General features: G+C 42.6%; 19 protein-coding genes and 5 pseudogenes. 15 read left to right on the top strand and 9 right to left on the bottom strand.

From position 1 onward, the window contains the following. Nucleotides 1-167: 167 nt before the first annotated feature. From AC51G0_RS30900 to AC51G0_RS30890, 3 genes are all read right to left on the bottom strand, one after another. On the bottom strand, nt 168-1,622 hold the full coding sequence (locus AC51G0_RS30900) for a tyrosine-type recombinase/integrase (RefSeq protein ID WP_496304317.1): 1,455 nt from the start codon (nt 1,620-1,622) through the stop codon (nt 168-170). 1,338 nt (nt 1,623-2,960) lie between these two features. Then, nucleotides 2,961-3,872 (bottom strand): IS1595 family transposase, encoded by a 912-nt coding sequence (locus AC51G0_RS30895; RefSeq protein ID WP_496304456.1) that lies wholly within the window; start codon nt 3,870-3,872, stop codon nt 2,961-2,963. Between the two features lie 232 nt (nt 3,873-4,104). Beyond that, nucleotides 4,105-5,013: a LysR substrate-binding domain-containing protein gene (locus AC51G0_RS30890; protein WP_496304316.1), complete on the bottom strand. Its 909-nt coding sequence runs from the start codon at nt 5,011-5,013 to the stop codon at nt 4,105-4,107. A 118-nt stretch (nt 5,014-5,131) separates the two neighbouring features. Here AC51G0_RS30890 and AC51G0_RS30885 point away from each other — a divergent pair, with 118 nt between their 5' ends. From AC51G0_RS30885 to AC51G0_RS30870, 4 genes and pseudogenes are all read left to right on the top strand, one after another. Then, complete coding sequence (locus AC51G0_RS30885; protein ID WP_496304315.1) at nt 5,132-5,791, top strand: FMN-dependent NADH-azoreductase; 660 nt, start codon at nt 5,132-5,134, stop codon at nt 5,789-5,791. Between the two features lie 114 nt (nt 5,792-5,905). Continuing rightward, a pseudogene (locus AC51G0_RS30880) lies at nt 5,906-6,588 on the top strand (IS6 family transposase). 305 nt (nt 6,589-6,893) lie between these two features. Next, the gene (locus AC51G0_RS30875) at nt 6,894-8,138 is read left to right on the top strand and encodes a maltoporin (RefSeq protein WP_496304314.1); all 1,245 of its coding nucleotides are present in this window, start codon (nt 6,894-6,896) and stop codon (nt 8,136-8,138) included. 163 nt (nt 8,139-8,301) lie between these two features. Continuing rightward, entirely contained in the window at nt 8,302-9,195 is an 894-nt protein-coding gene (locus tag AC51G0_RS30870) for an IS5 family transposase (protein WP_496304455.1), read from the top strand. A gap of 289 nt (nt 9,196-9,484) precedes the next feature. Here the strand turns inward: AC51G0_RS30870 and AC51G0_RS30865 are convergent, their stop codons facing one another. Together AC51G0_RS30865 and AC51G0_RS30860 are read right to left on the bottom strand one after the other, a co-directional pair. Continuing rightward, nucleotides 9,485-10,513: an IS110 family RNA-guided transposase gene (locus tag AC51G0_RS30865; RefSeq protein ID WP_496304313.1), complete on the bottom strand. Its 1,029-nt coding sequence runs from the start codon at nt 10,511-10,513 to the stop codon at nt 9,485-9,487. 250 nt (nt 10,514-10,763) lie between these two features. Beyond that, complete coding sequence (locus tag AC51G0_RS30860) at nt 10,764-12,146, bottom strand: aminotransferase-like domain-containing protein (protein WP_496304311.1); 1,383 nt, start codon at nt 12,144-12,146, stop codon at nt 10,764-10,766. Nucleotides 12,147-12,242: 96 nt separating this feature from the next. Between AC51G0_RS30860 and AC51G0_RS30855 the strand changes: the two genes are divergently transcribed. The 5 genes and pseudogenes from AC51G0_RS30855 (at nt 12,243) to AC51G0_RS30835 (ending at nt 14,950) form a co-directional block, all read left to right on the top strand. Continuing rightward, the gene (locus tag AC51G0_RS30855; protein WP_496304310.1) at nt 12,243-13,133 is read left to right on the top strand and encodes an EamA family transporter; all 891 of its coding nucleotides are present in this window, start codon (nt 12,243-12,245) and stop codon (nt 13,131-13,133) included. A gap of 183 nt (nt 13,134-13,316) precedes the next feature. After that, complete coding sequence (locus AC51G0_RS30850) at nt 13,317-13,532, top strand: hypothetical protein (protein ID WP_496304309.1); 216 nt, start codon at nt 13,317-13,319, stop codon at nt 13,530-13,532. A 14-nt stretch (nt 13,533-13,546) separates the two neighbouring features. After that, nucleotides 13,547-13,870, top strand: a pseudogene (locus AC51G0_RS30845) (type II toxin-antitoxin system RelE/ParE family toxin). A gap of 11 nt (nt 13,871-13,881) precedes the next feature. Next, nucleotides 13,882-14,187, top strand: coding sequence for a NadS family protein (nadS, locus tag AC51G0_RS30840; RefSeq protein WP_496304308.1), 306 nt, complete (start codon nt 13,882-13,884; stop codon nt 14,185-14,187). Between the two features lie 175 nt (nt 14,188-14,362). After that, the gene (locus AC51G0_RS30835) at nt 14,363-14,950 is read left to right on the top strand and encodes a DUF2913 family protein (protein ID WP_496304307.1); all 588 of its coding nucleotides are present in this window, start codon (nt 14,363-14,365) and stop codon (nt 14,948-14,950) included. Between the two features lie 117 nt (nt 14,951-15,067). Here AC51G0_RS30835 and AC51G0_RS30830 read toward each other — a convergent pair. Both AC51G0_RS30830 and AC51G0_RS30825 read right to left on the bottom strand, forming a co-directional pair. Next, nucleotides 15,068-16,179, bottom strand: a pseudogene (locus AC51G0_RS30830) (transposase). A 439-nt stretch (nt 16,180-16,618) separates the two neighbouring features. Further along, nucleotides 16,619-17,168, bottom strand: a pseudogene (locus AC51G0_RS30825) (IS6 family transposase); the annotation flags it as partial. A gap of 222 nt (nt 17,169-17,390) precedes the next feature. Between AC51G0_RS30825 and hmpA the strand changes: the two are divergent. From hmpA to AC51G0_RS30805, 4 genes and pseudogenes are all read left to right on the top strand, one after another. Next, nucleotides 17,391-18,575 carry an NO-inducible flavohemoprotein gene (gene hmpA, locus AC51G0_RS30820; protein ID WP_496302920.1) on the top strand — a complete coding sequence of 395 codons (1,185 nt, stop codon included), beginning with the start codon at nt 17,391-17,393 and terminating at the stop codon, nt 18,573-18,575. A 49-nt stretch (nt 18,576-18,624) separates the two neighbouring features. Next, nucleotides 18,625-19,257: an alternative oxidase gene (locus AC51G0_RS30815; RefSeq protein ID WP_496302919.1), complete on the top strand. Its 633-nt coding sequence runs from the start codon at nt 18,625-18,627 to the stop codon at nt 19,255-19,257. A 28-nt stretch (nt 19,258-19,285) separates the two neighbouring features. Continuing rightward, the gene (locus tag AC51G0_RS30810; RefSeq protein ID WP_496302918.1) at nt 19,286-20,146 is read left to right on the top strand and encodes an SDR family oxidoreductase; all 861 of its coding nucleotides are present in this window, start codon (nt 19,286-19,288) and stop codon (nt 20,144-20,146) included. 951 nt (nt 20,147-21,097) lie between these two features. Next, nucleotides 21,098-21,319, top strand: a pseudogene (locus AC51G0_RS30805) (reverse transcriptase N-terminal domain-containing protein); the annotation flags it as partial. Nucleotides 21,320-21,357: 38 nt separating this feature from the next. On the opposite strand, the gene AC51G0_RS30800 reads toward AC51G0_RS30805, so the two are convergent. After that, entirely contained in the window at nt 21,358-22,179 is an 822-nt protein-coding gene (locus AC51G0_RS30800) for an IS5 family transposase (protein WP_496304454.1), read from the bottom strand. A 313-nt stretch (nt 22,180-22,492) separates the two neighbouring features. Continuing rightward, nucleotides 22,493-23,392, bottom strand: a complete 900-nt coding sequence (locus AC51G0_RS30795; protein ID WP_496304306.1) for a LysR family transcriptional regulator — start codon at nt 23,390-23,392, stop codon at nt 22,493-22,495. A gap of 159 nt (nt 23,393-23,551) precedes the next feature. Between AC51G0_RS30795 and AC51G0_RS30790 the strand changes: the two genes are divergently transcribed. Next, nucleotides 23,552-23,926 (top strand): DsrE family protein, encoded by a 375-nt coding sequence (locus AC51G0_RS30790; protein WP_496304298.1) that lies wholly within the window; start codon nt 23,552-23,554, stop codon nt 23,924-23,926. Nucleotides 23,927-23,993: 67 nt separating this feature from the next. Then, nucleotides 23,994-25,946 (top strand): pyridoxamine 5'-phosphate oxidase family protein, encoded by a 1,953-nt coding sequence (locus AC51G0_RS30785; RefSeq protein ID WP_496304305.1) that lies wholly within the window; start codon nt 23,994-23,996, stop codon nt 25,944-25,946. Nucleotides 25,947-26,072 lie beyond the last annotated feature (126 nt).

Here is a 26,072-nt window from a genome sequence, read left to right as displayed (position 1 = left end):
CCATATCTGGGTGCCTCTACGTAATTTTAATGCACTATAACTTAATATTTAACAAAAAAATCAACAAATATTTATACATAATCTATATGCTTTATAGCGTGTTATTATCATAATGCACATAGCGGCTATGATTTATTTTCGATAGTTGATATAACAAACTTCTTTTCTTAGCTACAGTTTCTCCTAACAATGGTGCGTCGCAATGCTTCTTCACCACGCTGATCATAGCGTTGAGTCGTGGACAGCGAACTATGACCTAGCACCGTGCTGACTGACAATAAATCATATTGCTGGCTAAGCAAGTTGGTTGCTAGGGAATGGCGGAAGTCATGAGGCGATATTGGCCGATGAAATCCCTTTTGCATCACCCATTTACAAATATCGTTAAGCGTCTGGGTACTAATTGATAGACCAGTCGGTACCCTGGATTTTGAGATCCTGCAAAATAACGGCTCTTTGGCCAGGTTAGTGTCTTTCGAAATGATACTGTGACGTACCGATAACCAAGCCTGTAGTTTTCCAATCATTTCACCAACTGGGTCAAAATACACATTACGCTGTTTGTTACCTTTACCAATAATGTTGAAACAACATTCCCCCCAATCGATGTCGGCCAGCGACAATGAGACGATTTCGGATCGGCGAAGACCGCAGTTGTATAACAGGGTAAAAATAGCCTGGTCGCGAATCCGACGAAGTGAGTTGGGGTGGGTGTTGGCAATGGCAAGGATATTATCGAGTTCTTGGTAGCTGATATACCTTCCCGCAGATTTTCGTGACCCATGAGGAAGCTTAATGGCCTTGATCCGCTGCAGTCGCTCAACACTGATATTCTCTGCTAGCCAGTGATGTTCGGCGACACCTCGGATCATTCGGTACAAATTATCTGCCGTTGCAGGACTGTAGCCTCGTTCTTTTTCTCCATTTAAAACAACCCCTTGAGCAAGGTATTCACTCATTGTTGCCTTCACGACAGGTGCAGTTAATAGGCTATTCCAGTCAAATCGGTGGATACAAGATTTGATACAAAATGCACTAAATCCTTCTAAGGCTTGGCGAGCCGTAAGACTGATTTCATTATCGGGAATGGACGGTATAAAAGCTGGCAGTGACTCTTTGAGCCAGCCATATTCCAGAGGGGGAACATTGGCCAGCTCTGATTTTGATAGCCGACTTAGCCATAAATTTTTTTGAATTTCACTTATATGTCCGGCCTCAACCGCGACTCTCGCTACTCCTGAAATTCCCTCAATAATGGGAGTCAGGTGCATATTTAAGTAAGGTTGATTTGGATCAACCTTGGTGCCCTTATAGTAGGCTTTCTGTTGGGCCTTGTAGTTTAGGAAGCCGGACAGAGCGCGCTCGGTTAGTTCCGAGTTAGACAACAATAACAACCAGTCAACTTTACTCATTGAGTCACCGATCAGGAACCGACAAAACCTTTCAAGCATAAACCGGGCATTTGCACGGCCACCGGTAGTATTTGTCGCAGACAGTGAGTTGATATAGCCAAGCGCCGGATTAGTTACATTGTCACGAATGCGATTTGCTTGGTGACTGATGCCTGTCATTCTTGAATTTAGCAATGCTGGAAGATGAGAACCTTTATCAATAGCTGACATAGCACCTTGAATTTCCGTTTTTATCTGTTATAAGAGCTATTATATAAGATAATATTTGTTAAGAACAGAGTGCCTGTGTGACACTGTAACAGTTTATTTCTTGTTGCATTGGTGGTGATGATTACTTCTTCGATAACCCTAGGAAATTTAGTACGTTCTAACTTTAGCTTGCCGCGACTCTACCACGTTTATACGCTTGGTAAACATTGCAGCGTTAACAATAACGTTCCAGACAATCTTCACTTGATCGAATCAGATTTTTCTTCAGCCGCATTACAAATAGCCACTAGGTCAATGTGATGGAAAGCCAAACGAATTACGATCTAGCCTTTCGGCGATTTCATTCTTTGCATGCCATTCACGCACTAGTCGGTAGATCTTTTCACCTCTCATGGGTTTACAACGACTAGTTTTCAAAAGGGACTCATGAATAATCTAAAAGGGGGCGCGAGGGAAAACGGAAAATATTGCACGTTAGTATAAATCACCATTGTGAATTAGCGAGCGTCGTCAGATTTACAATGACAGATTACTACATGCAAAAATGACGACTGCTTATGCACTTCCACACTACCACCAATGGCTCTAAGTTGCTTATAGACAAAAGTTTGCCAGCGCCTTTTTTAATTAGCAAATGATGAATTAGTACAAGATAGGACACCTAGGGTGTCAGCATTCACGCTGTAACCTCATAATTTACATAAAGAATAGTGAGCGCTATAATTCCTCACCATGTACACTCCTCGTACCTTAAAACTGCTCTACCTAAGAAACAAAGCCTAGTACCAATAACAATATCGGGGTGTCGTCATGGGAAACGTCACGAAGATGCTAGCGTGTGGCACGCTGGTCATGGGAAGTCGTACTTACCCCCGCAGCAATGGTCGCTGTTTGCACACAAAAACACGGGGTAACACGACGATTTGGAAAATATTGTACGCTAAGGTAGTAATCTATTGATTGTATTAATGTTATGTAAACTTTGTTTAGAAGTTAATTGTAATAAAAGGAGTGAGTTGAAAATACTGCAATGACCACTAGGGTACTTTTTGTCCCCTCGGTAGTTAATGTAATGACAAAGTCGCTTGGTAATTAAGGTACGACAGAATCGCTTGGTGATCACAGCAAAACTTGGGGCCTTGTAACACGTTTCTGGACATTTTTGTGTTAGATCATTAGCTCCATTTTTTGCCTTCAGATAAGTTATTGTATTGCAAAGTACCAGAACTCGTTGCTGAGACTGAGATCTTTTTCTCGCTATTTCGAACATGGAATTTCTTGTCCTCCTATGCTCGCAAACAGGAATAAGTTCTATGCTAAAGCCTTAAGACTACCTGATTACCATCGAGCCTCAGCTAACTTGAGAAGACGTTGAGGCATCGGTGCCGTTTGAATACTTGAAAATATTAACTGTTCAAGCATCTTCTCTAAATTAAACCGCCTATTAAACTTAAAACAGAACTCTGCCAGATAGCGCGGCAGGTGCTTTTTGTTGATTGAATGATATGTTCCATGCATTGCGTTTTTTACATTACCGATCATTGTGTTAACCCATTTAAAATACGGCAACTCTACACAATCAGCACCCCCGCCGGTCACTATTGAATGGTGAAAACGTTCTGCATCCTCAACACCACGAAAACAAGCAAGGCCATCAGATATAACCAGTGATTTAGGGCATAAATGAGCTTTTGCCCAACGAGTAAGTTCTTCTTTTTTAAAGCCTTTAACTGCGCTGAAACGCATTCTTATTGGATGACCTTCTTTATTCATCGAGACAGCTGCAACAAAAGGACGCTTTCCCTTAGCACCGCGTCCTCGAACACCACGGTGGACACCGCCCCAGTAAACATCGTCTAGTTGTACATAACCATCCAAAGGTGTTTCATCATCACGCTCTTTCATCGCTTGCATTAGCTTTTGTTTCACTCGCCAAGCCGTGTTGTATGAGACACCGAGCTGCCTTGAAAGCTCAAGAGCAGAGATGCCATTCTTTTCTTGTGTGATTAGATAAATAGCTAGAAACCAGATAGTTAAAGGTAGTTTAGAATGGGCAAAAAGAGTGCCTGATATCAATGAAGCTTGATGATGACACTGGTTACATTGATATAAGGCGCGTGACTTTAGCTGACAATATTTTTCATGATGACAGTTAGGGCAGCGATAACACGATGGCCAGCGCATATTAAACAAGCGTTTTTGGCATTGTTCTTCAGTTCCATACTCTTCAATAAAGCGATGAATAGAAATGCCTTTTTGGAATTGAACCTAATTTTTAGCCATGCTCATATCCTCATTATCCACCTAATCTAAATGTAGTTTATGATAGCTGAGCATTAGTGGTAATCAGATAAGACTATGTTTATTTAACTTCTTCTTTCCTTGATTAGCGCCCCGCCTATTGTCTTCAACACCATAAAAAGTACGTCTGATGTTATTCATAATGCACTTAACCCGTTACCTGAAATGTTGGCCAGACTTATCATTGCGGTAACGATTCCGAATACTGTTCAAATTTCTTAATGATCCAATTTTTAAACGCTAATATACTATTGCTCTGAACATTATGTTCAGGAACTAACAAATAATAACTCAATCCTTTAGCTTCATGATTCACCGCAACTGTTTTGTAATCAACTAGCCAGTGTTGAGTGATTGCATTTTCAACAAGAAGCGAACTAACTAAAGCAATTCCCTGTCCAGCTAAAGCAGCCTGGATTACATGGTGTTCCTGATCAAATTGTCGTACGTTTAATGTTTCAGTAGCACCAAGTTTACCACTTACAAAGGTTTCCCACGAAATTGAAGGAAGTTTTTCGTTATGCCATCTTGTTTCTAATAGGTGAGCGTCGGCTATAGAGTTGATACTTTCAATATAGTTGGGTGTAGCGTACATACCTACTTTTTCAGTGACTAATTTTGTTGAGTTCTTTTGCGAATCATCATGGACACCATATCTTATAGCTAAATCAATCCTCCTATCTTTTTCAATATCATCAACTTGTTCTCCAGTTTTAACAGCGACTTCAATACCTGGGTGCAGTTTATAAAATTCATCCAGATTTGGTACCAACCACATTGCTGCAAAAGATGACGTTGTACTAATGGTGATGATATTTTTGGTATTAGATATTTCATTGATCACATTTGTTAATTGCTGCAAAACGCTATAAGCAGTTTCAGCAAGCAGTTCGCCATCCCTAGTTAATTGAACCGCACGAGTTTTTCTTTCGAACAATAATGTATCGAGAGCTTCTTCAAGGACCTTAATTTGATGTGAAACGGCTGTTGGTGTTACGTGAAGTTCCTCCGCAGCCTTTTTAAAGCTTTTTAGTCTTGCTGCTGCATCAAAAACCTTGATGCTATTCAGAGGCGGTAGTTTCGAGTACATAACTAAACTCTATAGATAACTTTAATTCATCTATAGGTTAGTATTGATCGTTTGTCTATGCAATAGAAAAGTAACAAAATAGATTATGAACATTAAATGAAACAACTGAGGGATTGACATGAAAACCATACTCCACATTGATAGTAGCGCTAGAAGAACTGATAACGAGGTTCAAGAATACAATTCAATTTCAAAAACACTTGCAGCAACCTTTATGGATAAATGGATGACAGTGAACAATGAAGATAAAGTTATCTATAGGGATTTAGGATTAAACCCTCCAGAGTTTATTAGTCGAGATTGGATAGCTGCTGTTTTTACTCCTGATGATAAGAAGACAAATGAACAAAAACAACTTCTAACTTTGTCTGACACCTTAATCGAAGAGTTGGATCAGGCTGATATTATTCTGATTTCTTCGCCAATGTATAACTACGGTATGCCAGCGGTACTTAAAGCATGGTTCGATCAAGTGATACGAATTAATAAGACATTCTCTTTTGATTTGGCACGAGGCGATTTTCCTTTAGAACCCATAATGTCGGAAAAAACACTTGTTCTGATTTCATCAAGTGGTGAGTTTGGGTTTGAAATTGGTGGAATTAGAGAAAAAATGAATCACCTAGGAACACACATTGAAGTGTTAGGAAGATACCTAGGGGTAGAGAAGTTCTATGAAATTAAATCAGAATATCAAGAGTTTGGGGATGAAAGACATGAAAAGTCTTTTAGAGATGCTCTCGTCGCTATTGAAGAACTTGTAACACAGCTTTTATAATTTTTATGTCTAGCCACTAGGAGATAAGCGATGACTTTACAGCAAGTAAAAAGGTTCTGTTGCAAATTGGAGTGCTGAGTTATGATCTCCTCTGCACTCATTACCTTTAGCATTATGACTATCAACTTTTCTGGTCGCCACTTTCCTTCCAACATCATCCTCCAGATTGTTCGCTATTACGTTTCTTATAAGCTTAGCTACCGTGAAATCGAAGAGATCATGGCTGAGCGGAGTATCAATGTTGATCACTCAACCATCAATCGGTGGGTCATCAAATACGTCCCCCTTATTGGAACATCGAGCTCGACAAATGAAAAAACCAGTTGCTTCTTCGTGGCGGATGGACGAGACCTATCTCAACGTAAAAGGTCAGTGGAAATATTACTACCGGGCCGTTGATAAACACGGTTGCGTCATTGATTTTTTACTGTGTGATCTCCGTAACGAAAAAGCAGCTCGCGCCTTCTTTAACAAGGTGATAGGTCATAACGGCTTACCTGAAAAGGTGGTGATCGATAAGAGTGGTGCGAATGCGTTAGCGCTACACAATATCAATGTCTAACTCTGGTTGATGGGGAAGATGCTCAACCTCATTGAAGTCCTTCAAGTGAAATACCTGAACAATATTGTCGAGCAAAGCCACCGCAGAGTGAAAGGTAAGATGCACCAGTGCCTGGGATGGAGGAGCCAAAGCCACACTCGCAGGCGTGGAGCTGTGGTCGATGATTAAAAATGGACAGCTCGACAACCCTGGCGGTTCATCTGTTTGGGATGAATTTTACGCGCTTGCAGCCTAATTGTATCTGAAAATCAGTACGCTTGTACTTCTACAGAACTTTGCGACAGAGCCCTATTTAGTGGGTTAAGCTCAGTTTTACGCTTTTAGTTCACGATTCTGAGTATAACCATTAGAGAGGTATTTCTACTTTGCTTCGGCTATTGCATGAATATCAAAAACAATATCTTGTCTCAATTACAAGTTCACAAGAACAAACTGTCAATTGTTCAAAGGGTGAGATGGTTGGTGACTCAAGGTTAGCTATGCTTATAAACATAAAAAATAACAATAAAGCACAATAATCTATTGGTGGAGCGCTAAAAAATGAACAAGCATACGTTGAATTTGACTATCGTAATTACAAGCGTACTAGTCTCTTCATCCGTCACGGCAGACGTTGATTTTCACGGTTATATGCGTGCAGGTATTGGGGTTAGTGGTGAAAACGGCCAGCAGGTGCGTTTCCAATCAAATAAAGTCGGCCGCCTCGGCAACGAAGATGATCTCTATGCCGAAATCTTATTGGGCAAAGAGCTTTACAACCAAAATGGAAAATCCTTTTATGTCGACTCAATGGTCGCCTTGCTCTCTGATGGAAGCAACGACTTCGAAGGCACAAATACATCATGTGAGTTGATCAATAATTCGACGGGTGACGATGAAGTTTCCTGTAACAATGATGCACAGTTTGCTCTTCGCCAGTTCAATATTCAGTCTAAAGGGCTCATTCCGCGCGATCCGGAGGCGGTGGCCTGGGCTGGCAAGCGTTACTATCAGCGCCATGATATTCATATTTCTGATTTTTACTACTGGGATACATCAGGATCCGGCGCAGGGGTGGAGAACTTATCTGCCGGTACAGGAAAACTATCGTTAGCAGTACTCCGCCAAGACAGTGGTGACGTCAATGTGAATAATTTCGATATCCGCTACGCTGAAATCAAGCTTTGGCAAGAGGCCAATCTAGAACTTGGCTTTAACTATGGTCTCATCAACGAAACAGATGCACAGAAAGCAGGCATTGGCGACGATCCGCTCATGCTGACCGCCGAAATAACCATGGCTAATGTTATCGGGGGCTTGAACAAAACTATATTCCAATATGCGACTGAAAGTTACGGAGAACAAATGGCTGGACTGGGGGCAGGTAACAACCCCGATGCAACCTCTAAAGATGGTGTCGAGGGCTACCGAATCATTAATTGGGGGGTCATGGCTCCAGCAAAAAATTGGGAAATCGGATATCAGCTCGTATATGCCAACTCAAGTTTTGACAGTAAGGACGATCACTCTATTTTTAATATAGTTGCCCGCCCAATGTATAAGTGGGATGAGAACATGCGAACCGTGTTTGAGGCTGGCTGGTTTACAGAAGAGGATGATAACGTCGATAGCTCCGGAAGTAAGCTAACTTTGGCGCAAGCTTGGGCTGCCGGCACCAGCTTCTGGGCCCGCCCTGAACTTCGAGTATATGCCAGTTACCTGAGTGATTATGAAAATGATGATGCTTTTGGGACCGGAAACGACTCAGAATACAACCTGGGTATCCAGGTAGAAGCATGGTGGTAAACCAGATAGAGATCAGGGAATGATAAAGTCAAAAATCAGATCATTATGCCTATCGGTCGTTTTTGCTGCAGGCTGTATATCAACAGCTAAAGTAAGCACTCAAGCAAAGAATCCTGCCAGTAGTAACGTCGCTGCTCCGGCAGGGCTTTGTTGAAGTGCTCAGATAATACCCAGTTATTCCATTAGCACTGAGTTCAGTTATCATGACCAACCTATTGAAACTGGCTGGCCTGATAACAAATACAATAATGGTAAACGTCATCACTTTAAGCCTCACACCTATCGACTGACTAACCACTCACAATACAATCAGGCACTCAAAAAGCGAGGAAGAATTGATATCTGGCTGTCCGATGACATCCTGGGTAGTTGGCAAGATGAAGAGCGTATTAATGATGGTACCGGCTCTACGGCTAAGTATCCTGACAGCACTATCGAAGCCTGTCATTACCTGAGAGCGGTGTTTAAGTTGCCCCTGTGGCAAGCCCAAGGATTCATTGAAAATCTGCTTGAAATGTTAGGTATGGCGCATCTCCAATGCCCGGATTATACGCTGCTGTCAAAGCGGCTAAGTCAGCTTAGGTTGTTAACGCCACGATTTAAGCAAAGCGACAAACTCGATGGCGACGTCGCTGCCATCGCTATTGACTCCACGGGTCTGAAACGGTTTGGCAAGGATGAATGGCATCAAGAGAAACATAAAGTTAATGCTAAACGGAGCTGGCGAAAGGCGCACTTTGCGGTGGATAGCAATCACCTTATACAGGGCGCCGAACTCACTGGCAAAGACATCATGGATGATCAGGTCGTTGAAGCCATTTGTGACCAGGTAACTGAGAATATCACGCATGTTACCGCCGACAAGATGTATGATACAAATGCGGTATTTCAAACCGTCGAGAACCACTTTCCGGACGCCGATATCGTGATCCCGCCCAAAGGCAACACATTACACAGCAGAGTGTTTAAAAATCAGCGCCAGGAAATGTTAATCGGTTGTTCTATTTTAAATCGCTTCAACCACCTCGGGATGCCCAATAGCTACCGGGTCACTTAGCCGTATCAAAAGACCACGTAGCTTTAGTGCTGCAACATAGCCCGTCGCACGCCCCAAGGTTTATATGGGCTCCACGTTTTTACAAATTGACGAAACATTTTTTGGTTAAGATGCGTGCTTATATTCGGCTTCTCATGAGATAGCTACTCTCTAGCCTTCGATGTTTGCGCACCCACTTTCCTTTGCTTGTTATCAGCTTTTACGTTCAAGCTTCAACTTTGGTCAGGTTTTAAATGGGTTGGTCTTACCGTTTATGCATCATCATTTTGTAAATCAGTTATTCTAAATATTAAACAGTTAACGGTGTTTTTATGTATTCCTTATTATAGCGGAGCATTGCCCATGCCGTACGAACGGTCTTATTAGCAAAGGCAATACACGCTTTTTTAAAACCTACACGTTTAACTAAACCAATCATCCAAGCCTGTTTTTGATCTTGGGGAGACTCTGGAAGTCGGCCTATATAGGACATTGCTCCTAGGTAGAGTAATGACCGCAAATCTTTGACCCCTCCAAATTTGTCTATTCCCATCATCACGGTTTTTCCTCCAGAACTGTGCTGTTTCGGGGTTAACCCTACAAATGCTGAAGCTTGTTGCCCGTTTTTGAATTGTTGACCATTCCCTAAAGTGACATAAAGCATAGCTGCTGTTTTCTCTGCTACTCCTTCAATTTCCATAAGCTTTCGGCAAGGCTCAATTTGTTGAGTTAAAGAGTCTTTGGTTTTTTCGATTTGTTTTAGATCATCACTTAACTTGTTGTACTGATCCCATAGTGTCGAGATTGTAAGATGTAAATGCTCTGGAAGGATTTTGTTGTCGAAAGCAATAGCTACAGATTGGCGCAGTCCTTTTATACCTTTGGCTTGAACGACACCGTATTCAAAAAGAGTTGAGCGAATATGGTTCCCTAACGACACTAGCATTCGAGATAAGAATTGCCGACTAGTTTCAAGAGAATGCATGGATTGGCGTTCCATGCTTTTCGGTCGACTGAATTTTAAACCGATTTGCATAGATGCATTGGCAACAGCTAAAGCGTCATTGGCATCCGTTTTATGTCCAGCCAAGTATGCTTTCACTTTCTTCGCTCCAATTATTCGAACGTCATGGCCATGTCGTTCAGCATACCTTCCCCAATAGTGGCAGCTGGCACAGCCTTCCATAGCGACTACTGATGGCTTGGCTTTAGCTATGAGCTCTTTCAGTTTTTCACGGCTAACGGCTTTGTTGCTTAGCAATTCACCATGCTTGCTGATATGACAGGCTTGGAGAGTATTCTTGGCTAAATCAATCCCGATGATATTAGATTTCAACATGGTTGTGGCCTCTTCACTTAACTGAAATACCTTTACTGAAGGTTATCTCAGGAGAGTGGAGCCCACACATCTTGTTAGTGAGTTTAAGTCTAAGTTGCATCAATGGCATTTTTGACTTAGCTTTACTAATGGCTGTACCAAAACGCAAATTAAAGAGTATTCATACAGGGGTATACTATTGTTAGCAAACCAACGAAAGCATTAAGAAAGACGAAGTGCTTTTTATATAAGGCTTCTGTGACCTTTTAATTTAACTCGATTGTTTTATAGCACCTATCAACAGATTCAACTCATCCTGCACATCTTTCGTTAGCTCAAATCCGATATTTATCCTTAAACAGTTATTGTAGAGTGACAAAGTACTAAATAGCTGGCCCAAACGAATATCGAGATTATTATTTTCGATAAGCGCAGTGAACTTGGCTAAATTGAGCTCAGGAACCTGCAGCCAGAGAACCATCCCTCCCTGTGGATGGCTAATGTTGACTTTATCAGGCAAGCGTTCAGATAAAAAACTGAGATATGATTGCCTTAAGTTAAGCAACTTGTTGCGACGGCGTTTCAGTTGCTTGGCATAGTTACCTGATTCAATAAAATCAGCCACTGCTAGCTGAATAGGGAGTGAAACACCAAAGCAAGAAGCCGTATGTTGTTGACGATAGCGTTCTGTGTATCGACCCGGCAAACACCACCCCAGACGATAGCTGGGTGATAAGCTTTTAGATACAGAACCACACCAGAGAATGTAACCGCTTTGGTCGTAATACTTCGCGGGTAACGGGGTGTGTTCTGAATAGGAGAGCTCTAGGTAGACGTCATCTTCTATCATCGGAACTTGGTAGCGATTTGCGATCTCAGCCAGTTTCTGCTTTTGCTGAACAGACATAGTGATACCTTGAGGATTCATGTGCGACGTACAGAAAATGCCGGCCTTAACGATCCCTTGTTGTAAGTGCAGTTCCAATTGAGGGAGGTCTATTCCGTCGTCTAGAGACGGGATCTCTACAATGTTACGCCCCATTTGCCCAAGTAAATCTAAAATGCCATTAAAGCAAGGTGAGCTAATTGCAATTGCGTCGCCCACTTGAGTACAGGACTCAAGTGCTGCTTTGATGGCAGGCATACACCCTGACGTGATGACCAACTCATCTGGGTTTATATGTAGCCCAAGCTTTGCAAAATGAACACTTAATGCATTACGTAGTAAAGGCTCGCCTTGAGTATTTGGGTATTGATTGAGTCGACTGCCTAGCCGCTTGCTTGCTCTACGAAAACTACGGTCAAGTTCATTAAGCGCCATCTCGTCGATATCTGTACTTGAAACCCCAAGTGGCCCGTTATGTTGTGAGTTAATGGAGAAGCTTTGATTCACCTTAGAAACCTTACTAACAAAGCGCGCCCACTCAGGTGTATTATGTTTACTTCTGAGTGGAGAAACGTAATACCCTGCTTGAGGGCGCGCATGGATCCATCCTTGGGATTCAAGCTCTTGATAGCAACTGACAGCTGTCGACATACTCACTGCTTGCTGCTTTGACAGCTGTCGTAATGAAGGCATACGGCTTCCTTCAGTCAGCTTACCCGCTTCAATCTCACGTATAAATTGACTAGCCATCGTCTTGTACATACTCATAGGCTATAACTGTACTGCTTTTTGTATGAAAGATTGTATCTGTACCGGTAACTGTACTCAGGTAATACTATTTTTCAAGCAAAAGGGAGGACAGTTATGATAAGAAACGATTTATTTTTAGCGATTTTTGTTATGGCCATTTGGGGCTTCAATTTCTCGATGATTAAACTGGGGATTACTGAAGTGCACCCATTATTGGCGACAGCAGCCCGATTTACTTTGGCAGTGGTACCAGCAATATTCTTTATACGAAGGCCGAATGTTGCTTGGCGCTATTTGTTTGGATACGGCTTAGTGTTTGGCGTAGGGATATGGGGTATGGCTTCTTGGTCAATTACCGCAGGCCTCTCTTCAGGCATATCTTCTGTACTGCTTTCATCTAACGCGCTAATTAGCATGGCAGTAGGGGTATTTATCCATAAGGAACTCGCTTCAAAGCGCAAAGTCATTGGAGCAGTGACGGCACTCGTTGCTCTTTTGGTATTGGTGTCTGCGACCAATGGCAATATTACCGTGCAGGGTTTGATGTTTATCATGATCGCCGCTGCTTGCTGGACAGTCATGGGCATGATCGTAAAAGCGTCGAAAACTACTCAGGCATTCGCGTTTAACGTGTGGGGAATGTTATTTGCGCCTATTCCTTTGGCTCTTTTTGCCATAAGTATTTACGGGCCAAATATAGTATTGCATGCATTCGATACTTGGGATGTGAACACGACAATAGCGGTTGTCTTTCAGGCATATCCAACCACATTGTTTGGCTATTGGGTGTGGAATCGACTACTGATTCGTTATCCGCTGAGTACAACGGCACCGTTGACTTTGCTGGTCCCTTTGTTTGCCTTGATTTCCGGCTACTTTATGTATGATGAAGTGTTGAGTGTTGCGCAAGTTGTTGCTTGTGTACTGTTTCTCGTCGGGATTGGTCTAATCGTTAAGCCTGCAGCAAACGTAAGCCGAGTGACTACCAAGCCGCTAGCAAATTAAGGGAGTTGATAATAACGTAATAGACTTGAAGTTTAATAACATCATGGCTGAATCATGATAGAAAAAGTCCAGAACTTAGCAGACTGCCACCTTTTGAAATGGTGGCATTCTGCTCTTTGGGATACGAGAAGTTATCCGAAGGCTGGAAACTGTCTGCTTCTGCTAAATTGGAAATGTCCAACAATGAGCCAGCAGAACATCGCTGGCTCTGTCATACTTCGAAACTCCCCCCAGGCAGCTATCAACAGCACAGCCCACACACTACCGTTTCCCGTCGTGTTTGGCCGTTCCCTTAAGAAGGCAAAGATCCCTTCAATGATCACTGAATTTGATGTGACGCTAAAACCGTTAAACAATACGTTACCTTTGTACTATGTACATACTAAGATGTGTACATAGTACAAGGGGAGCGGATGTTTACATTCATAGAACTTAGAGGTTTCGCAAGTCGACGCGCTGATTTTTTGGATGATGACTCATTTAGATAAATGCAGGAACACTTGATCGAGAACCCAGAAGTGGGCGCAACAATCGCAAATACCGGTGGATTTCGAAAACTGCGCTGGGCGCGAAAAGGGATGGAAAAAAGCGGCGGCGTCAGAGTAATTTACTATAACTTGTCAATCCGTACTGGCCGTTTATATCTGGCCTTGATCTACCCCAAGAATGAGCAAGACAACTTGACCCATGACCAAGAAAAAGCCCTAAGAAATGTCGCGGCCAAGCTAGATAAATAATGAGGTGTAGCATGAGAGAAGATTTGTTTGCTGATCTGCTGGAAAGCGCAGAGGAAATGGTCGAGATTGAGCAGGGTAAGCGCACCCCAAATCCGGCACACGTTCACAGTTACCGCACCCTTGATGTGAAGGCAATCCGTGAATCGTCGGGGGTATCCCGTCAAGAGCTGGCCGATCTGCTGTGTGTGTCTTATGATTCGGTATCGAGCTGGGAGAACAAACGCCGTAACCCAAGAGGGTTAGCCCGTAAGGTGTTATCCATGATTGAGCACAACCCGGTCAAGATGATCAAAGAGTTGACCATGACCAAAGCCTAACCTCTCGCCGCCCATAAACACTCCCGCCAGGGAGTGTTTTTTTATCGTTGCACCCAATCCTTTCAATAAACCTGGCGCTTTTGCCGTTCCCCGGAAAATACCAAATCGGCTCCCCCCTTGAATCTGGTGCAATACGCCTCATATATAGAGTGTCAGGGATCTAGGATTAGTTACTTTGGAAAATAGCACCTATCATCAGCAACTCACCCAAGTCATTGAAAACAGCTTGCTTCATTTGTATTGCAACGTAGCTGCTTCACCGCGCTTTACACCCAAATCCCAACGAAACGCGATCCTAGTTAAGTGGCTTAAGCCCAAAATCAAACAACCGGCATACAAACCAATAAAAAGTGAGCTGAAGCGCTTGGTAATGGTCACCAAGCGTAAGGACGGAGATTTAGAGAGCCAGCTAAACGAACTTCACCAAATGACCGCCCAGTACGCGGAAAAGATGAGTGATGCCCAGAAACTATATGATTTGCTAAATATGCTGTATGACCAGCATGGTATTGCATCCAAGCTATTCGATGAAATCGATGGACCAGGTACAGACACGAATACGATATATGTGTTACCCGACCATATAGAGCACTGCTACAACGAGGCTGGCAAACAAATAGCACCGATTTCACTCTTTATCCGAGAAGGGGCTTATCAAGAATTACCTGCGCTAATTAAGGACACAGGATTATTTGACGTAACGGTCAAGGAGCTCTGTGATTCGAATGAGCAGACCCATATTCAAATCCATCCAGCTGAGTAAATGAATTTTGACTATGTGCTCTCGGCTGGCTAGGTTGTGCCCCTTTTCCACTTAGGGTAAAAGCTCGTTCACATGTTGTTCATCCAGTTTTGCCATACTAGACCGGCTCTTCTCCGGTTAGGTGAGCTTGATTTCTGGATAAAATATTGAATGCGTTTCTTTGGTCGATGTTTGCCTAATTTTTAACTTAAAGTATTCGGTATCTCTAACTCCGCGAGCTCTCCGCCTCAGAAGGCCAATTGACACGTTGCCAGCTTCCACGCGGGCATTCGTTAGCCTATATTTTGCGTAATTGCAGATGCCGATTCTTCTCTCCCAGAGAGAGTCAGCAAAATTGATGAGTGATAAGATCCTTGTCTTTTTAGCAAGCTGACACCACGCTTCAAGCGCTGTAATCATCGAGTCAAAATCACGTTCATCCCATAAAGCTTGCAGTTGCTCTTTCAGCATATAAATTGTGCAAAGTGTCTTATTACTTTCAAGTAAATCATCCAATCTATCTGACTGTTTATCATTTAATTTTGGTGCATTCTTAAGGAGTAAAAATAACGTCCCCCTCAGCATCTTCTTCTCTTGATGTGTCCCATATCCATTGATACTGCTTGAATCCCTTCCCTTGTTTTAATTGAGAGTTGCTCTAAAAAGTGGATAAGTACATTGGCTGTTCTTCCATGTCCTACCCATATTAAATGCCCAGATATAAGGTCATAAACCACCGTCATATAGTCGTGTCCTTTGGCTCTGGCAACTTCATCAACGCCAATATGAACGAGGTTGGTGAGTTTCTCAGGTTCTAATGCTGGTAAGGTGGAAAGTAGAAATGCTTTATCGATGTTTTTCACTGTTTCCCAGCGGATGCCGAGGTGTTTAGAAACAGCATGAATACTCATATAACGGCATAATCCACTGATGAAATGGCAAAACCTCGCAGTATAGCGGCCACCTTTAACAACAAAATCAGTTGCTTCAATCAATCTTCTGCCAAGTCCATCACGAGTCTGAGCAAGCTCAATATCTATGAAGCAAGAACGACCACTCACAGGTAAATCAGATAGGCGACGGCGAACATAGTGATCGACTGTACGCGGTGCACCTGTCTCAGGGTCAATCACTTTGAATCGTCTATCACGCTTACATTTGACGAGTACAGAATGAGTGTCCGCCTCGATGGATACAGACTGGACACATTGGCCTTTAAAGTTAAACAGAGCAGATGATAATAACGACAAACTACAACACTAACGAACAAGCAAAAGAGCCGTTATAAATCATGTGGTTATCGAATATTTACTGGTTATACAGACTCATGTAAGCGGAGAAGAGCCCTAGACCTAATAGCTTGGCGTAAGATCTTTAGATAGATTCTATCCGTAATCCATCTCTTATACATACAACAATCACATAACCTATTTTGTATTGAGGCGCTTATTTGGGGTGAGTAAAATAGTACGAATGCGAAGGTGTATCTTTTTATGGTTTTGTCGCAAAATTATGCTGAAGTACAAGCTCACTGATTTTCAGATACAATTAGTCTGCCAGTGCGTAAAACTGCTCCCAAGCAGATAAGCCTTCAGGTTTGTCGGGCTGTCCATTTTTTATCATCACCCAAAGTTCTACACAGGCTAATGTGGCCACCGCGCCTTCGTCAGGTTTCCAGCCTAGTACCTGGTTCATCTTTCCTTTCACTCTGCGGTGGCTTTGCTCGACAATATTGTTCAGGTATTTCATTTGAAAGACTTCAATGAGGTTGAGCATCAGGCCATTCTACCAAAGCTCAACATTGATATGATGCAGAGTCAACGCATTGGAATATCTTCCATCAATCACCACCTTTTCAAATAGTCCGTGTTGGCCGATGGCTTTTTTGGAAAAAGCTCTCGCTGCCTTTTTATCTCGCGTATCACGCAGTAGAAAATCGATCACATCCCATATTTATCAACGGCTCGGTAGTAATACTCCCATTGGCCTTTTACGTTAATATACGTTCGTCCATCCGCTACGAAAAAGCTACTGGCTTCTTCTTTTTGCTAGCTCGCTGTTCCAGCAATGGTGCATACTTTATCAACCAGTGGTTCAATGTTGAGTGGTCAACAATGATGCCACGCTCTGCCAATATCTCTTCAATTTCACGGTAGCTCAGCTTGTAGGAAAGATAGTAACGAACGGACTGCAGAATGATCTCCGAGGGAAAATGACGGTCTGTGAATTTAATGGTCATGCGGTCGCAACATAGGAAAATGTACCATAACTATAAAGCATTAGGTATGCTTCGCGACAAAACCAGATAAATCAATGTTCTAAGTGCGTAATAGGTAAAGTTGGTTAACTGCATACTGGTTTCCTCTCTCACATCAATGTATAGAACTTTTCTTGATCTAAAGATACATTTGAGATACAACATTAAACATACATTATAAATACATGTTAAAGGGGAGTCATCATGCTCAAAGCTAAAACCATTGAAATCGTCAAAACTACTGCTCCACTGCTGGAGGAAACCGGGCCAAAACTCACCGCACATTTTTACGAGCGCATGTTCATCCACAACCCCGAGCTCAAGAATATTTTTAACATGAGTAACCAGCGAAACGGTGATCAGCGCGAAGCTTTATTCAATGCCATCATCACGTATGCCAAAAATATAGATAACTTGCCTGCCTTACTCGAAGCAGTAGAAAAAATCGCACACAAGCACACCAGTTTTCAGATCACCAAAGACCAGTACCAAATTGTTGGCCGACATCTTTTGGCCTCTATCGACGACTTCTTTTCTCCTGGACAGGAAGTCATCGATGCCTGGAAAGAAGCATACGGTGTGTTAGCAAATATTTTTATCGAACGGGAAGAACAGCTCTATCAGGAGAACGAAAATCTTGCAGGGGGCTGGCGTGGCCTTCGTGAATTTGAATTAATTGAAAAGCGCTCGGAAAGCGAAAATATTTGTAGTTTTGTATTTAAGCCAGTTGATGGTGAACCTGTTTCTGCTTTCAAACCTGGTCAGTATCTTGGCATTTACATTCAGAGCGACAAACTTGAGTTTCAAGAAATCCGTCAGTACAGCCTGTCATCATCTGTACAGGACAGTACTTACCGAATCTCTGTAAAGCGTGAATCTGGAGGTCTGGTTTCAAACTATCTGCACGATGAACTGAACCTTGGTGATACTGTTAAACTCACCTCACCAGCGGGTGACTTCTTTATGGAAGTCGAAGAAAGCACACCGGTTGTTCTTGTCTCTGCTGGCGTCGGCCTAACCCCCACCTTTTCTATGCTGGAAACTCTTAAAGATCATAAAGCCCCGGTAACCTGGGTACATGCGACCGAAAATGGTAAACAACACGCATTCAAACAACACGTCAACCAGATAGTGGACGCCAATGCCAACATGAATTCTCTGGTTTGGTACAACAAACCAACTGAAGAAGATTGCATAGGTGATGATTATCACTTCTCAGGTTTTGTGGATCTGAATGAATTCGAAGACGCCGTTAAAAGAGACATGGTACAAATTTACTTCTGCGGCCCAGTGGGATTTATGCAACACATCGCAAGGCAGTTAGCAGAACTCGGAGTTCCCAGAGAGCAGTTCCACTACGAATGCTTTGGACCTCACAAAGTCGTTTAGCCAAAAGCAAGAAATCAGCCCCCAGCAGGCAGGATACGCAGGATCACATATGACGTTTGAACATTCTCACTATCTACCGGAAACATTTTCGGAAAAACTGGCACTTTTTGTTACTCGGGTACTTAAAAAAACACTTAACTTTTTTTATGGCAAACATTTAGCTAAACGAGCAATGCTTCTGGAAACAGTCGCTGCCGTACCAGGGATGGTTGCCGGGATCTTTAATCATTTAAAAGCTTTAAGACGAATGAAAGATGACGGCGGATGGATCAAGGAATTACTGGACGAAGCTGACAACGAGAGAATGCATCTGATGATTTTCCTTAAAGTCACCAAACCTTCGATCATTGAACGCATATTAGTCATGGCCTTGCAGTTTATTTTTATTCTGGTTTACGGACTGATTTATCTGTTTTCATCAAAAACAGCTCATCGAATTGTCGGGTATTTTGAAGAAGAGGCCTGCAACAGCTATTCCGAGTATATTTCTCAGATTCAAGCTGGTTTGTTACCTAACCCACTAGCCCCGACCATCGCGATTAAATATTACGATTTACCAGACTCAGCAAGTTTTTTGGACGTATTGGTATGTATTCGCGATGACGAAGCCAAACACCGTGACAAAAACCATGACATAGCAGATTTATACAAAAACAATCAGTTACCTGAACACCAAAGCTAAAAACAGCATGTCAAAAAAGGAGAAAGAAATGACTTTTGATGCTCAACCTAAAGAAAAAAAAGTAGTATTCATTACAGGGGCAAACTCTGGAATGGGCCTTGAAACAGCAATACTGTTCGCCAGAAATAACTATCAGGTTTACGGTAGTGTTCGCAGCTTAGAAAAAGCAGCCGAGTTAAAAGTAGTGTTTGAACAACATGATCTGCCGATTACACCGGTTGTGTGTGATGTCACTAAAACTCAGGACGTAGAAGATGCAATAAACTTTATTATCCAGCATGCAGGCACACTGGACATTTTAGTTAACAACGCGGGTTATGGTCTGGTGGCAAGTGTCGAAGAAGGTACGGACGAAGAGTTTATGCAACAGTTTGATGTAAATGTTTTCGGCATTTTAAGAACGTGCAGAGCCGTTATTCCTTTTATGCGCGAGCAAAAATCTGGGATCATTGTGAACGTGAGTTCCTTCCTGGGTAAAATGGGCTTACCCTTGCTCACTCATTATAACTCCAGTAAATATGCGGTTGAAGGTATCACTGATTCTCTTCGATACGAACTGGCTCCGTTTGGTATTAAGGTTCACACTGTAGCGCCAGGGTTATTTAAAACTGGCTTTGTTAAAAATGGCCTCCAAGCTAATTCTGTTACAACCAGTCAGGAGTCGCCATATGCCAGTCAGGCAAATACTCTGTTACCACAGGTGGTAGATAAAATTAATAACGGCCCTTCACCAGCCTCTGTCGCAAAATCCGTCTTATCCATTGTTGAGGGGCAGGAACTGAAGGCGCGAGTACCAGCAGGAGAAGATTCTGTTTACTTTGACAAATTAAGCAGGGAGCTTTGTCAGGAGGATTTTGAGCTGGCAGTTTCAAAAGCTTTGTCATTGTAAGATGTATTGCCTAAATAGATTCCGGCAACGTGTATGCTTTGCATGTTGGTTCCTTTTTTATCTACACGACATAGTCAAGCATATTGGAGAAATAGAGCATACCGTCTAATTACTTAGCACCTGATTTTAATCTTACTGTTCTTCATCTGAAGTTAAAAAGCTCTGCATAGAATATATCGGCACAACCCTGTGCTGTGCCGATATAAGTTCCATAGGAAAGAGGTTTTGCCGCAAAGCATTAGGTAGTTTTGCGACAAAACCCCAATGGACTGATCTTGTACGACTACCTGGTTCAGTGCATGAAAGAGCTGGACTAAGCCAGAGCCAGATATCGAATTACTTCTTCCCTGGAACTTCTCTCACTGAGGCTGCGCCCGTGGGATCGTGGGGCGTTCACGTTACAGCTCGATTAAGCCTACAAAAAGTAATCCATACAATACTAATTTTGCAAAACCCCTAACTTATTTCTGTCCGTGCGACCTGAAGTCGTATGAAGCGTTGTTCACCACGATAAGAGTGAACCATCTGTATCACCAGATGACCCTAGGATCCTGAATAAAGCAGCGGATCTGACAATGTAACGAAACTTGTCCGTTAGGCTGAGTGGGAACAGAGTCGTGAGAGGACGTTCCTCCTGAAAACCACAGTTCGGGTAAGTGCTAGGGAGTCAGTATGATGAACAGAAGTGAATCCACGTCAGATGCGTAATTTCACAAGCAGCGGAAGTGGTTTAGACGCTGTAGCTAAATAAGCAACGAGAGTAGGAAAGAAGTTTGCGTGTATTCTTTCGTGATCGAAATACTCTCCGCATTATAGTGGGCATCTCCCCTGACATTGCGAGACATACGGAACATGGTAAGCCTGTATCGCTCCCTCTGGGAAAGCCTCTGTGGCCGATATGGTCTCCCGTTGCGAGAGAGTTTGAAGAACTTTATTAAGGAAGAAAAGCAAATGATGATTTCGAACGAGATTAGTGCATCTTCTGACAGTGCACAATGGCAATCCATCAACTGGAAGGCTGTGGAGGCGCGTGTATTAAAGCTTCAAATGCGTATCGCAAAGGCAACTAGAGAAGGTAAACACGGTAAAGTAAAAGCCTTACAGTGGATACTAACCCATTCTCGTTCAGCAAAACTTCTTGCTGTTAAGCGAGTATCTCAAAACAAAGGGGCTATGTTACAGCACTAAAGCTACGTGGTCTTTTGATACGGTTAGGCGACTCGGTAGCTATTGGGCATCCCGAGCTGGGTGAATCGATTTAGAATGGAACAACCGACTAACATTTCCTGGCGCTGATTGGTACACTTTCTACTGTGTAATTTATTGCCAATGATCTTTTTATACCGTTGCATCGCCGTTTCTGAAACATTTCGCCGACCGTAGTGCCGATGCTTTTGCCACCCGATATCTCCCAGGGCAAAGAACGCAACCAGGTTGCTCATCCTCTTCGGGTGATGGGCCTCGTCGGCAAAGGTATTGTCTTTCGGCGGGATCACGATATCGGTGTCCGGAAAGTGATCTTCAACCGTCTGAAACACCGCATTGGTATCATACATCTTATCTGCCGTGACATGCATGACACGCTCTGTGATTTGGTCGCAAATGTCTTCGCCAACCTGATCATCCATAGTGTTTTTGTCCGTTAATACGGCGCTTTGAATAAGATGGCAGCTATCGACCGCAAAATGCGCTTTTCGCCAGCTACGCTTGGCATTAACCTTATGTTTTTCCTGGTGCCATTCATCCTTACCAAACCGCTTCAATCCCGTGGAGTCAATGGCGATGGCCACGATGCTGTCATCGCGTTTTTCATTCTTTTTAAATCGTGGCGTTGAAAAGCCAAGCTGACTGAGCCGCTTTGACTGCAAGGTATAATCCGGGCATTGAAGGTGCTTCATGCCCAACATTTCTAGCAGATTCTCGATGAACCCCTGCGTTTGCCGCAGGGGCAACTTAAACACCATTCTCAGGTAATGACAGGCTTCGATAGTGCTGTCAGGATACTTAACAGAAGATCCTGTACCATCGTAGATCCGGTCTTCATGTTGTCAGTTGTCGAGGATGTCATCGGACAGCCAGACATCGATTCTTCCTCGATTTTTCAGGGCCTGGTTGTATTCTGAATAGTTGGTCATCCGGTAGGTATGCTTCTTAAAATGATGGCGTTTGGCGTGGTTATATTTGTAAGGCACTTGTTATCAGACCAACCAGTTTCAATAGGCTGGCCATGATAACGGAATACTGGACCAATGCCATTATTGAGTATTATCTGAGCGCTTCAACAACGCCCTTAAAAATCCCGTTCAATATAATAAAATGCTAACAGATAGCATGAAACGCTAATATCTATCCTGTAGACAGACTTTTCCTTAACTCTGAGGTAATCCAATCCACAAAAACTTTGACTCGTGTTGACATCAATTTCGCATGAGAATATACCACGCTAACGGGTATTGGGGCCGGCTCATATTCAGGCAGCACAACCTGTAATTCGCCAGAAGCAATTTCCTTTTCAACTTGATAAGAAAGAAACATGCCTAAGCCAAGCCCATCGCAAACCGCCCTGCGAGATGCTTCAATTTGATTACAAATTATTGGCCCTTTAACAGCAATGTCATGCAACTTTTGTTTATCATAAAGGTGCCAACGATTTCCGTGGCTTAGCCCAGTGAATCGGATACATGGAATATCTACAAGATCTTTCGGATGCGTAATTGTCGAGTAAGCATTGATAAACTCGGGTGTACCACATATCACTCTTCTCAAGTACCCAACATTTTTTGCAACCATGGAAGAGTCTTCTAATGCTCCAATTCTAATAGCAACATCGGCTTCCTCCTCAAGTAAATTGACGTTACGATCAAGCAATAAAAGATCAACTTCAACCAACTTGTTTACACTTAAAAACTTTGATATCAGCGGCATGATATGCATAGAGCCAAACATTATCGATGCTGTAACCCGCAGCTTACCTCTGGGTTTACTCTGTTGCGCACTTAACTCAAGTTCAGCATCTTCAATTGCAAACAGAATTTTGCGACAGTTTTCAAGATAACTTTGCCCTTCAACCGTGAGGGTTATTTTTCGTGTCGTCCTATTTAGTAGCCGAGTATTTAGATGCTCTTCCAATCTGGCTAACGTCCTGACGACCGTTGGCAACGAGGTATCAAGTGTTTCAGCAGCCTTCGTTAAACTCCCAGCATCCACTATATGCACAAAGGTTTCCATAGCAACAAGTTTATTCATCACTCATTCCCGCATCATCTATTAATTCAATATATGAAATAGTTTAATCCATTCCCCCCCATTTATTGTAATTATCAAAAATACCATACTCAACTCCAGTCGCTAGCTCGTTTAATCAATCACGATTTAGCTGTATCTAACCCAAAAGAGGAAACTATCATGAAAACAGCAATTCTAGTTTTGTCCGACCCTGACCACGGTAAAGAGGAAGCTCTAGGTCGAGTTTTCAACGCTCTGGCTACAGCATTTGACTATAAGGAAAGCGGTGCAGAAGTTCAGGTTCTATTTAATGGTACAGGCACTCGTTGGATCGCGGAATTAAGCAATCCTGAAAACCCAGTCCATGGCTTGTTTGAAGCAGTTAAAGATAAAATTGCTGGCGTTTCTTGTGGTTGCGCAGATGTATTTGGTGCAGCTGATGACGTCGAAAAATCAGGTTTTGATTACCTGACCGAAAACGCAATTCCAGGTACGCGAGGTCTACCAAGCATCCACCGTCTGGCATCAGAAGGTTATACCATTTTAACATTCTAATCTTTGAGGGCTCACCATCCACCTCACAGCTAACGGTGAGTCCTTTTTCGTCGGGAAAGAAGGAACCATGACTATGAATGCTCATCCCCCCTTCCACAAAGGTGAACTTAAAGTCCAACAGCTAGCGAATGAAGCCGCTATCGGGCAGCGCAACGGTGAAGTGATCAGCAACTTGATTATCCCAGGCGCGATTCCATTTATTGCACAACAAAATATGGTGGTCATAAGTAGCCTTGATCAACAGGGTAAAGTTTGGACTTCAGTTTTGGTTGGAGATTCCGGTTTTATCAGCGCACCTGATGCCAGTTCAATGTTACTCGATACCAACAAAGTCATCAGCAATCCCGGAGATCCGTTTTGGAACAATATAAAAGCTAACCCCCATATTGGTGTGTTAGTAATAGAGCTAAGCACTCGTCGGCGTTTACGTGTGAACGGTCGCATTCAACAAGTAAGTGACACTAAATATGAGGTTCTCGTTGAACAAGCTTTTCCGAATTGTCCCAAATATATTCAAAGACGCAGTATCAACATTGATAACGCAAAGTCTACTCGTGACTATATCGAACCCTTATCGGGAAAGATATTAAATGAGCATCACAAAAAGCTAATTGAAAACGCCGATTCTTTTTTTGTTGGCAGCGCTAGTCCCGTTGATTTACATAGTGTAGATAGCAACAACCCAAACGATATCATGCGGCATGGCGGCGATACTTCTCACAGGGGGGGCTTTCCTGGGTTTATTGATATTGACGGTCAAAAACTACGTATACCTGATTACAAAGGTAATAGTATGTTTAATACTCTGGGCAATATTGAGGTGTACCCTTTTGCTGGTGTTATTTTTATCGACTTTGAGCGTAACTCGTTTTTACAGATTTCCGGTAAAGCTCAAAATCTATGGGATCAAGATGACCCAACTGATAAATCTGCAGGTACAAAGCGATTTTGGGAGCTGACAGTAGAAAGTTGGAAAGAAACACAAATGCCAGAAAACATTAGCTGGAGTTTTTATGATTATTCTCCTCATAATCCACGTGAGATGAAGATCGAAGCAACTGTTACCGATACTCTGACTTTAGTCATTGAGAGCATAATTAAGAAAAGTGAACATATAAAACAATTACGATTGGTTCCAAAAGAAGGTAGTCTCCTTCCTGCTTTCGAACCAGGTGCACACCTGCCCATTAATTTGACATTACCAAACGGCAAATTTATTCAACGTCACTACTCTTTGTTGTCATCGTCAAGTAGCAACAGTTTTTATGATATTGCAGTACAACGCGAGATAAACGGTCGCGGGGGATCCAACTATATCCACGAACATTTCAGGAAAGGTACTGTTATTGAAGCACAATCACCGCGTAACGACTTCCCATTATCGCCAATTAGCGAGCATAGCATTCTGATAGCAGGAGGAATCGGTATTACACCTATTTTGTCTATGGTGCGTAAGTTAATCGATAAAAATGCTTCTTTTGAAATTCATTATACCGCGCGTTCTAAAGCCGAAATGGGCTATTTAAGTGAAATTAAACAATTAGCAGCTGATAAAGCAAATGTGTATTTTTCGAAACAAGATGAATCAGAAAAATTGGATCTCAAAGCCGTCATGAGTAGTGCTGCCCCACACACTCACTTGTTTGTTTGTGGCCCATACAGAATGATAGAAACTGTAAGGGAGTTAGGTGACGAGCTGGGTTGGGAATCGTCGAGAATACACTTTGAAAGTTTTGGTGCATTAAGTACATCGAACAACAAACCGATAGAGGTCAAATTAGCAAAATCTGATGTAGTTGTGACAGTAAACCCCACACAATCTATTTTAGATGTACTCATTGACGCAAAAATCTCTGTGCCTTTTGATTGCAAACGCGGTGAGTGCGGTATATGTGCTATTCAAGTCCTTGAGGGTGAAGCCGTGCATCGTGACGTTTTTCTTAATCAGGAAGAGCGAAAACAACAGATGTGTGTATGTGTATCACGCACCAAAAGTGACAAGTTAACGTTAGATATTTAATCAAAACCCGATGGTATAGCAGGGATTCTAATTGCTCTAAAAACAACGAACTATCAGGCTTTAATGTAATGAACCATCCCACTCCATAACGTACCGCGAGGCTATGATGATGGTGAAAATAAAATC

This window comes from Photobacterium sp. HL06 (genome assembly GCF_059552575.1).
The sequence above is the reverse complement of the archived record's forward strand: the minus strand, read 5'-3'. Positions and strand labels throughout refer to the sequence as shown.

Coding starts and splice junctions, on each gene's coding strand:
- AC51G0_RS30865 (WP_496304313.1), bottom strand. CDS start 10,513: ATGTTGAAATCTAATATCATCGGGATTGATTTAGCCAAGAATACTCTC.
- AC51G0_RS30810 (WP_496302918.1), top strand. CDS start 19,286: ATGACTTTTGATGCTCAACCTAAAGAAAAAAAAGTAGTATTCATTACA.
- AC51G0_RS30885 (WP_496304315.1), top strand. CDS start 5,132: ATGAAAACCATACTCCACATTGATAGTAGCGCTAGAAGAACTGATAAC.
- AC51G0_RS30815 (WP_496302919.1), top strand. CDS start 18,625: ATGACGTTTGAACATTCTCACTATCTACCGGAAACATTTTCGGAAAAA.
- hmpA (WP_496302920.1), top strand. CDS start 17,391: ATGCTCAAAGCTAAAACCATTGAAATCGTCAAAACTACTGCTCCACTG.
- AC51G0_RS30785 (WP_496304305.1), top strand. CDS start 23,994: ATGACTATGAATGCTCATCCCCCCTTCCACAAAGGTGAACTTAAAGTC.
- AC51G0_RS30790 (WP_496304298.1), top strand. CDS start 23,552: ATGAAAACAGCAATTCTAGTTTTGTCCGACCCTGACCACGGTAAAGAG.
- AC51G0_RS30855 (WP_496304310.1), top strand. CDS start 12,243: ATGATAAGAAACGATTTATTTTTAGCGATTTTTGTTATGGCCATTTGG.
- AC51G0_RS30795 (WP_496304306.1), bottom strand. CDS start 23,392: ATGAATAAACTTGTTGCTATGGAAACCTTTGTGCATATAGTGGATGCT.
- AC51G0_RS30900 (WP_496304317.1), bottom strand. CDS start 1,622: ATGTCAGCTATTGATAAAGGTTCTCATCTTCCAGCATTGCTAAATTCA.
- AC51G0_RS30850 (WP_496304309.1), top strand. CDS start 13,317: ATGAGCCAGCAGAACATCGCTGGCTCTGTCATACTTCGAAACTCCCCC.
- AC51G0_RS30875 (WP_496304314.1), top strand. CDS start 6,894: ATGAACAAGCATACGTTGAATTTGACTATCGTAATTACAAGCGTACTA.
- AC51G0_RS30860 (WP_496304311.1), bottom strand. CDS start 12,146: ATGAGTATGTACAAGACGATGGCTAGTCAATTTATACGTGAGATTGAA.
- AC51G0_RS30890 (WP_496304316.1), bottom strand. CDS start 5,013: ATGTACTCGAAACTACCGCCTCTGAATAGCATCAAGGTTTTTGATGCA.
- nadS (WP_496304308.1), top strand. CDS start 13,882: ATGAGAGAAGATTTGTTTGCTGATCTGCTGGAAAGCGCAGAGGAAATG.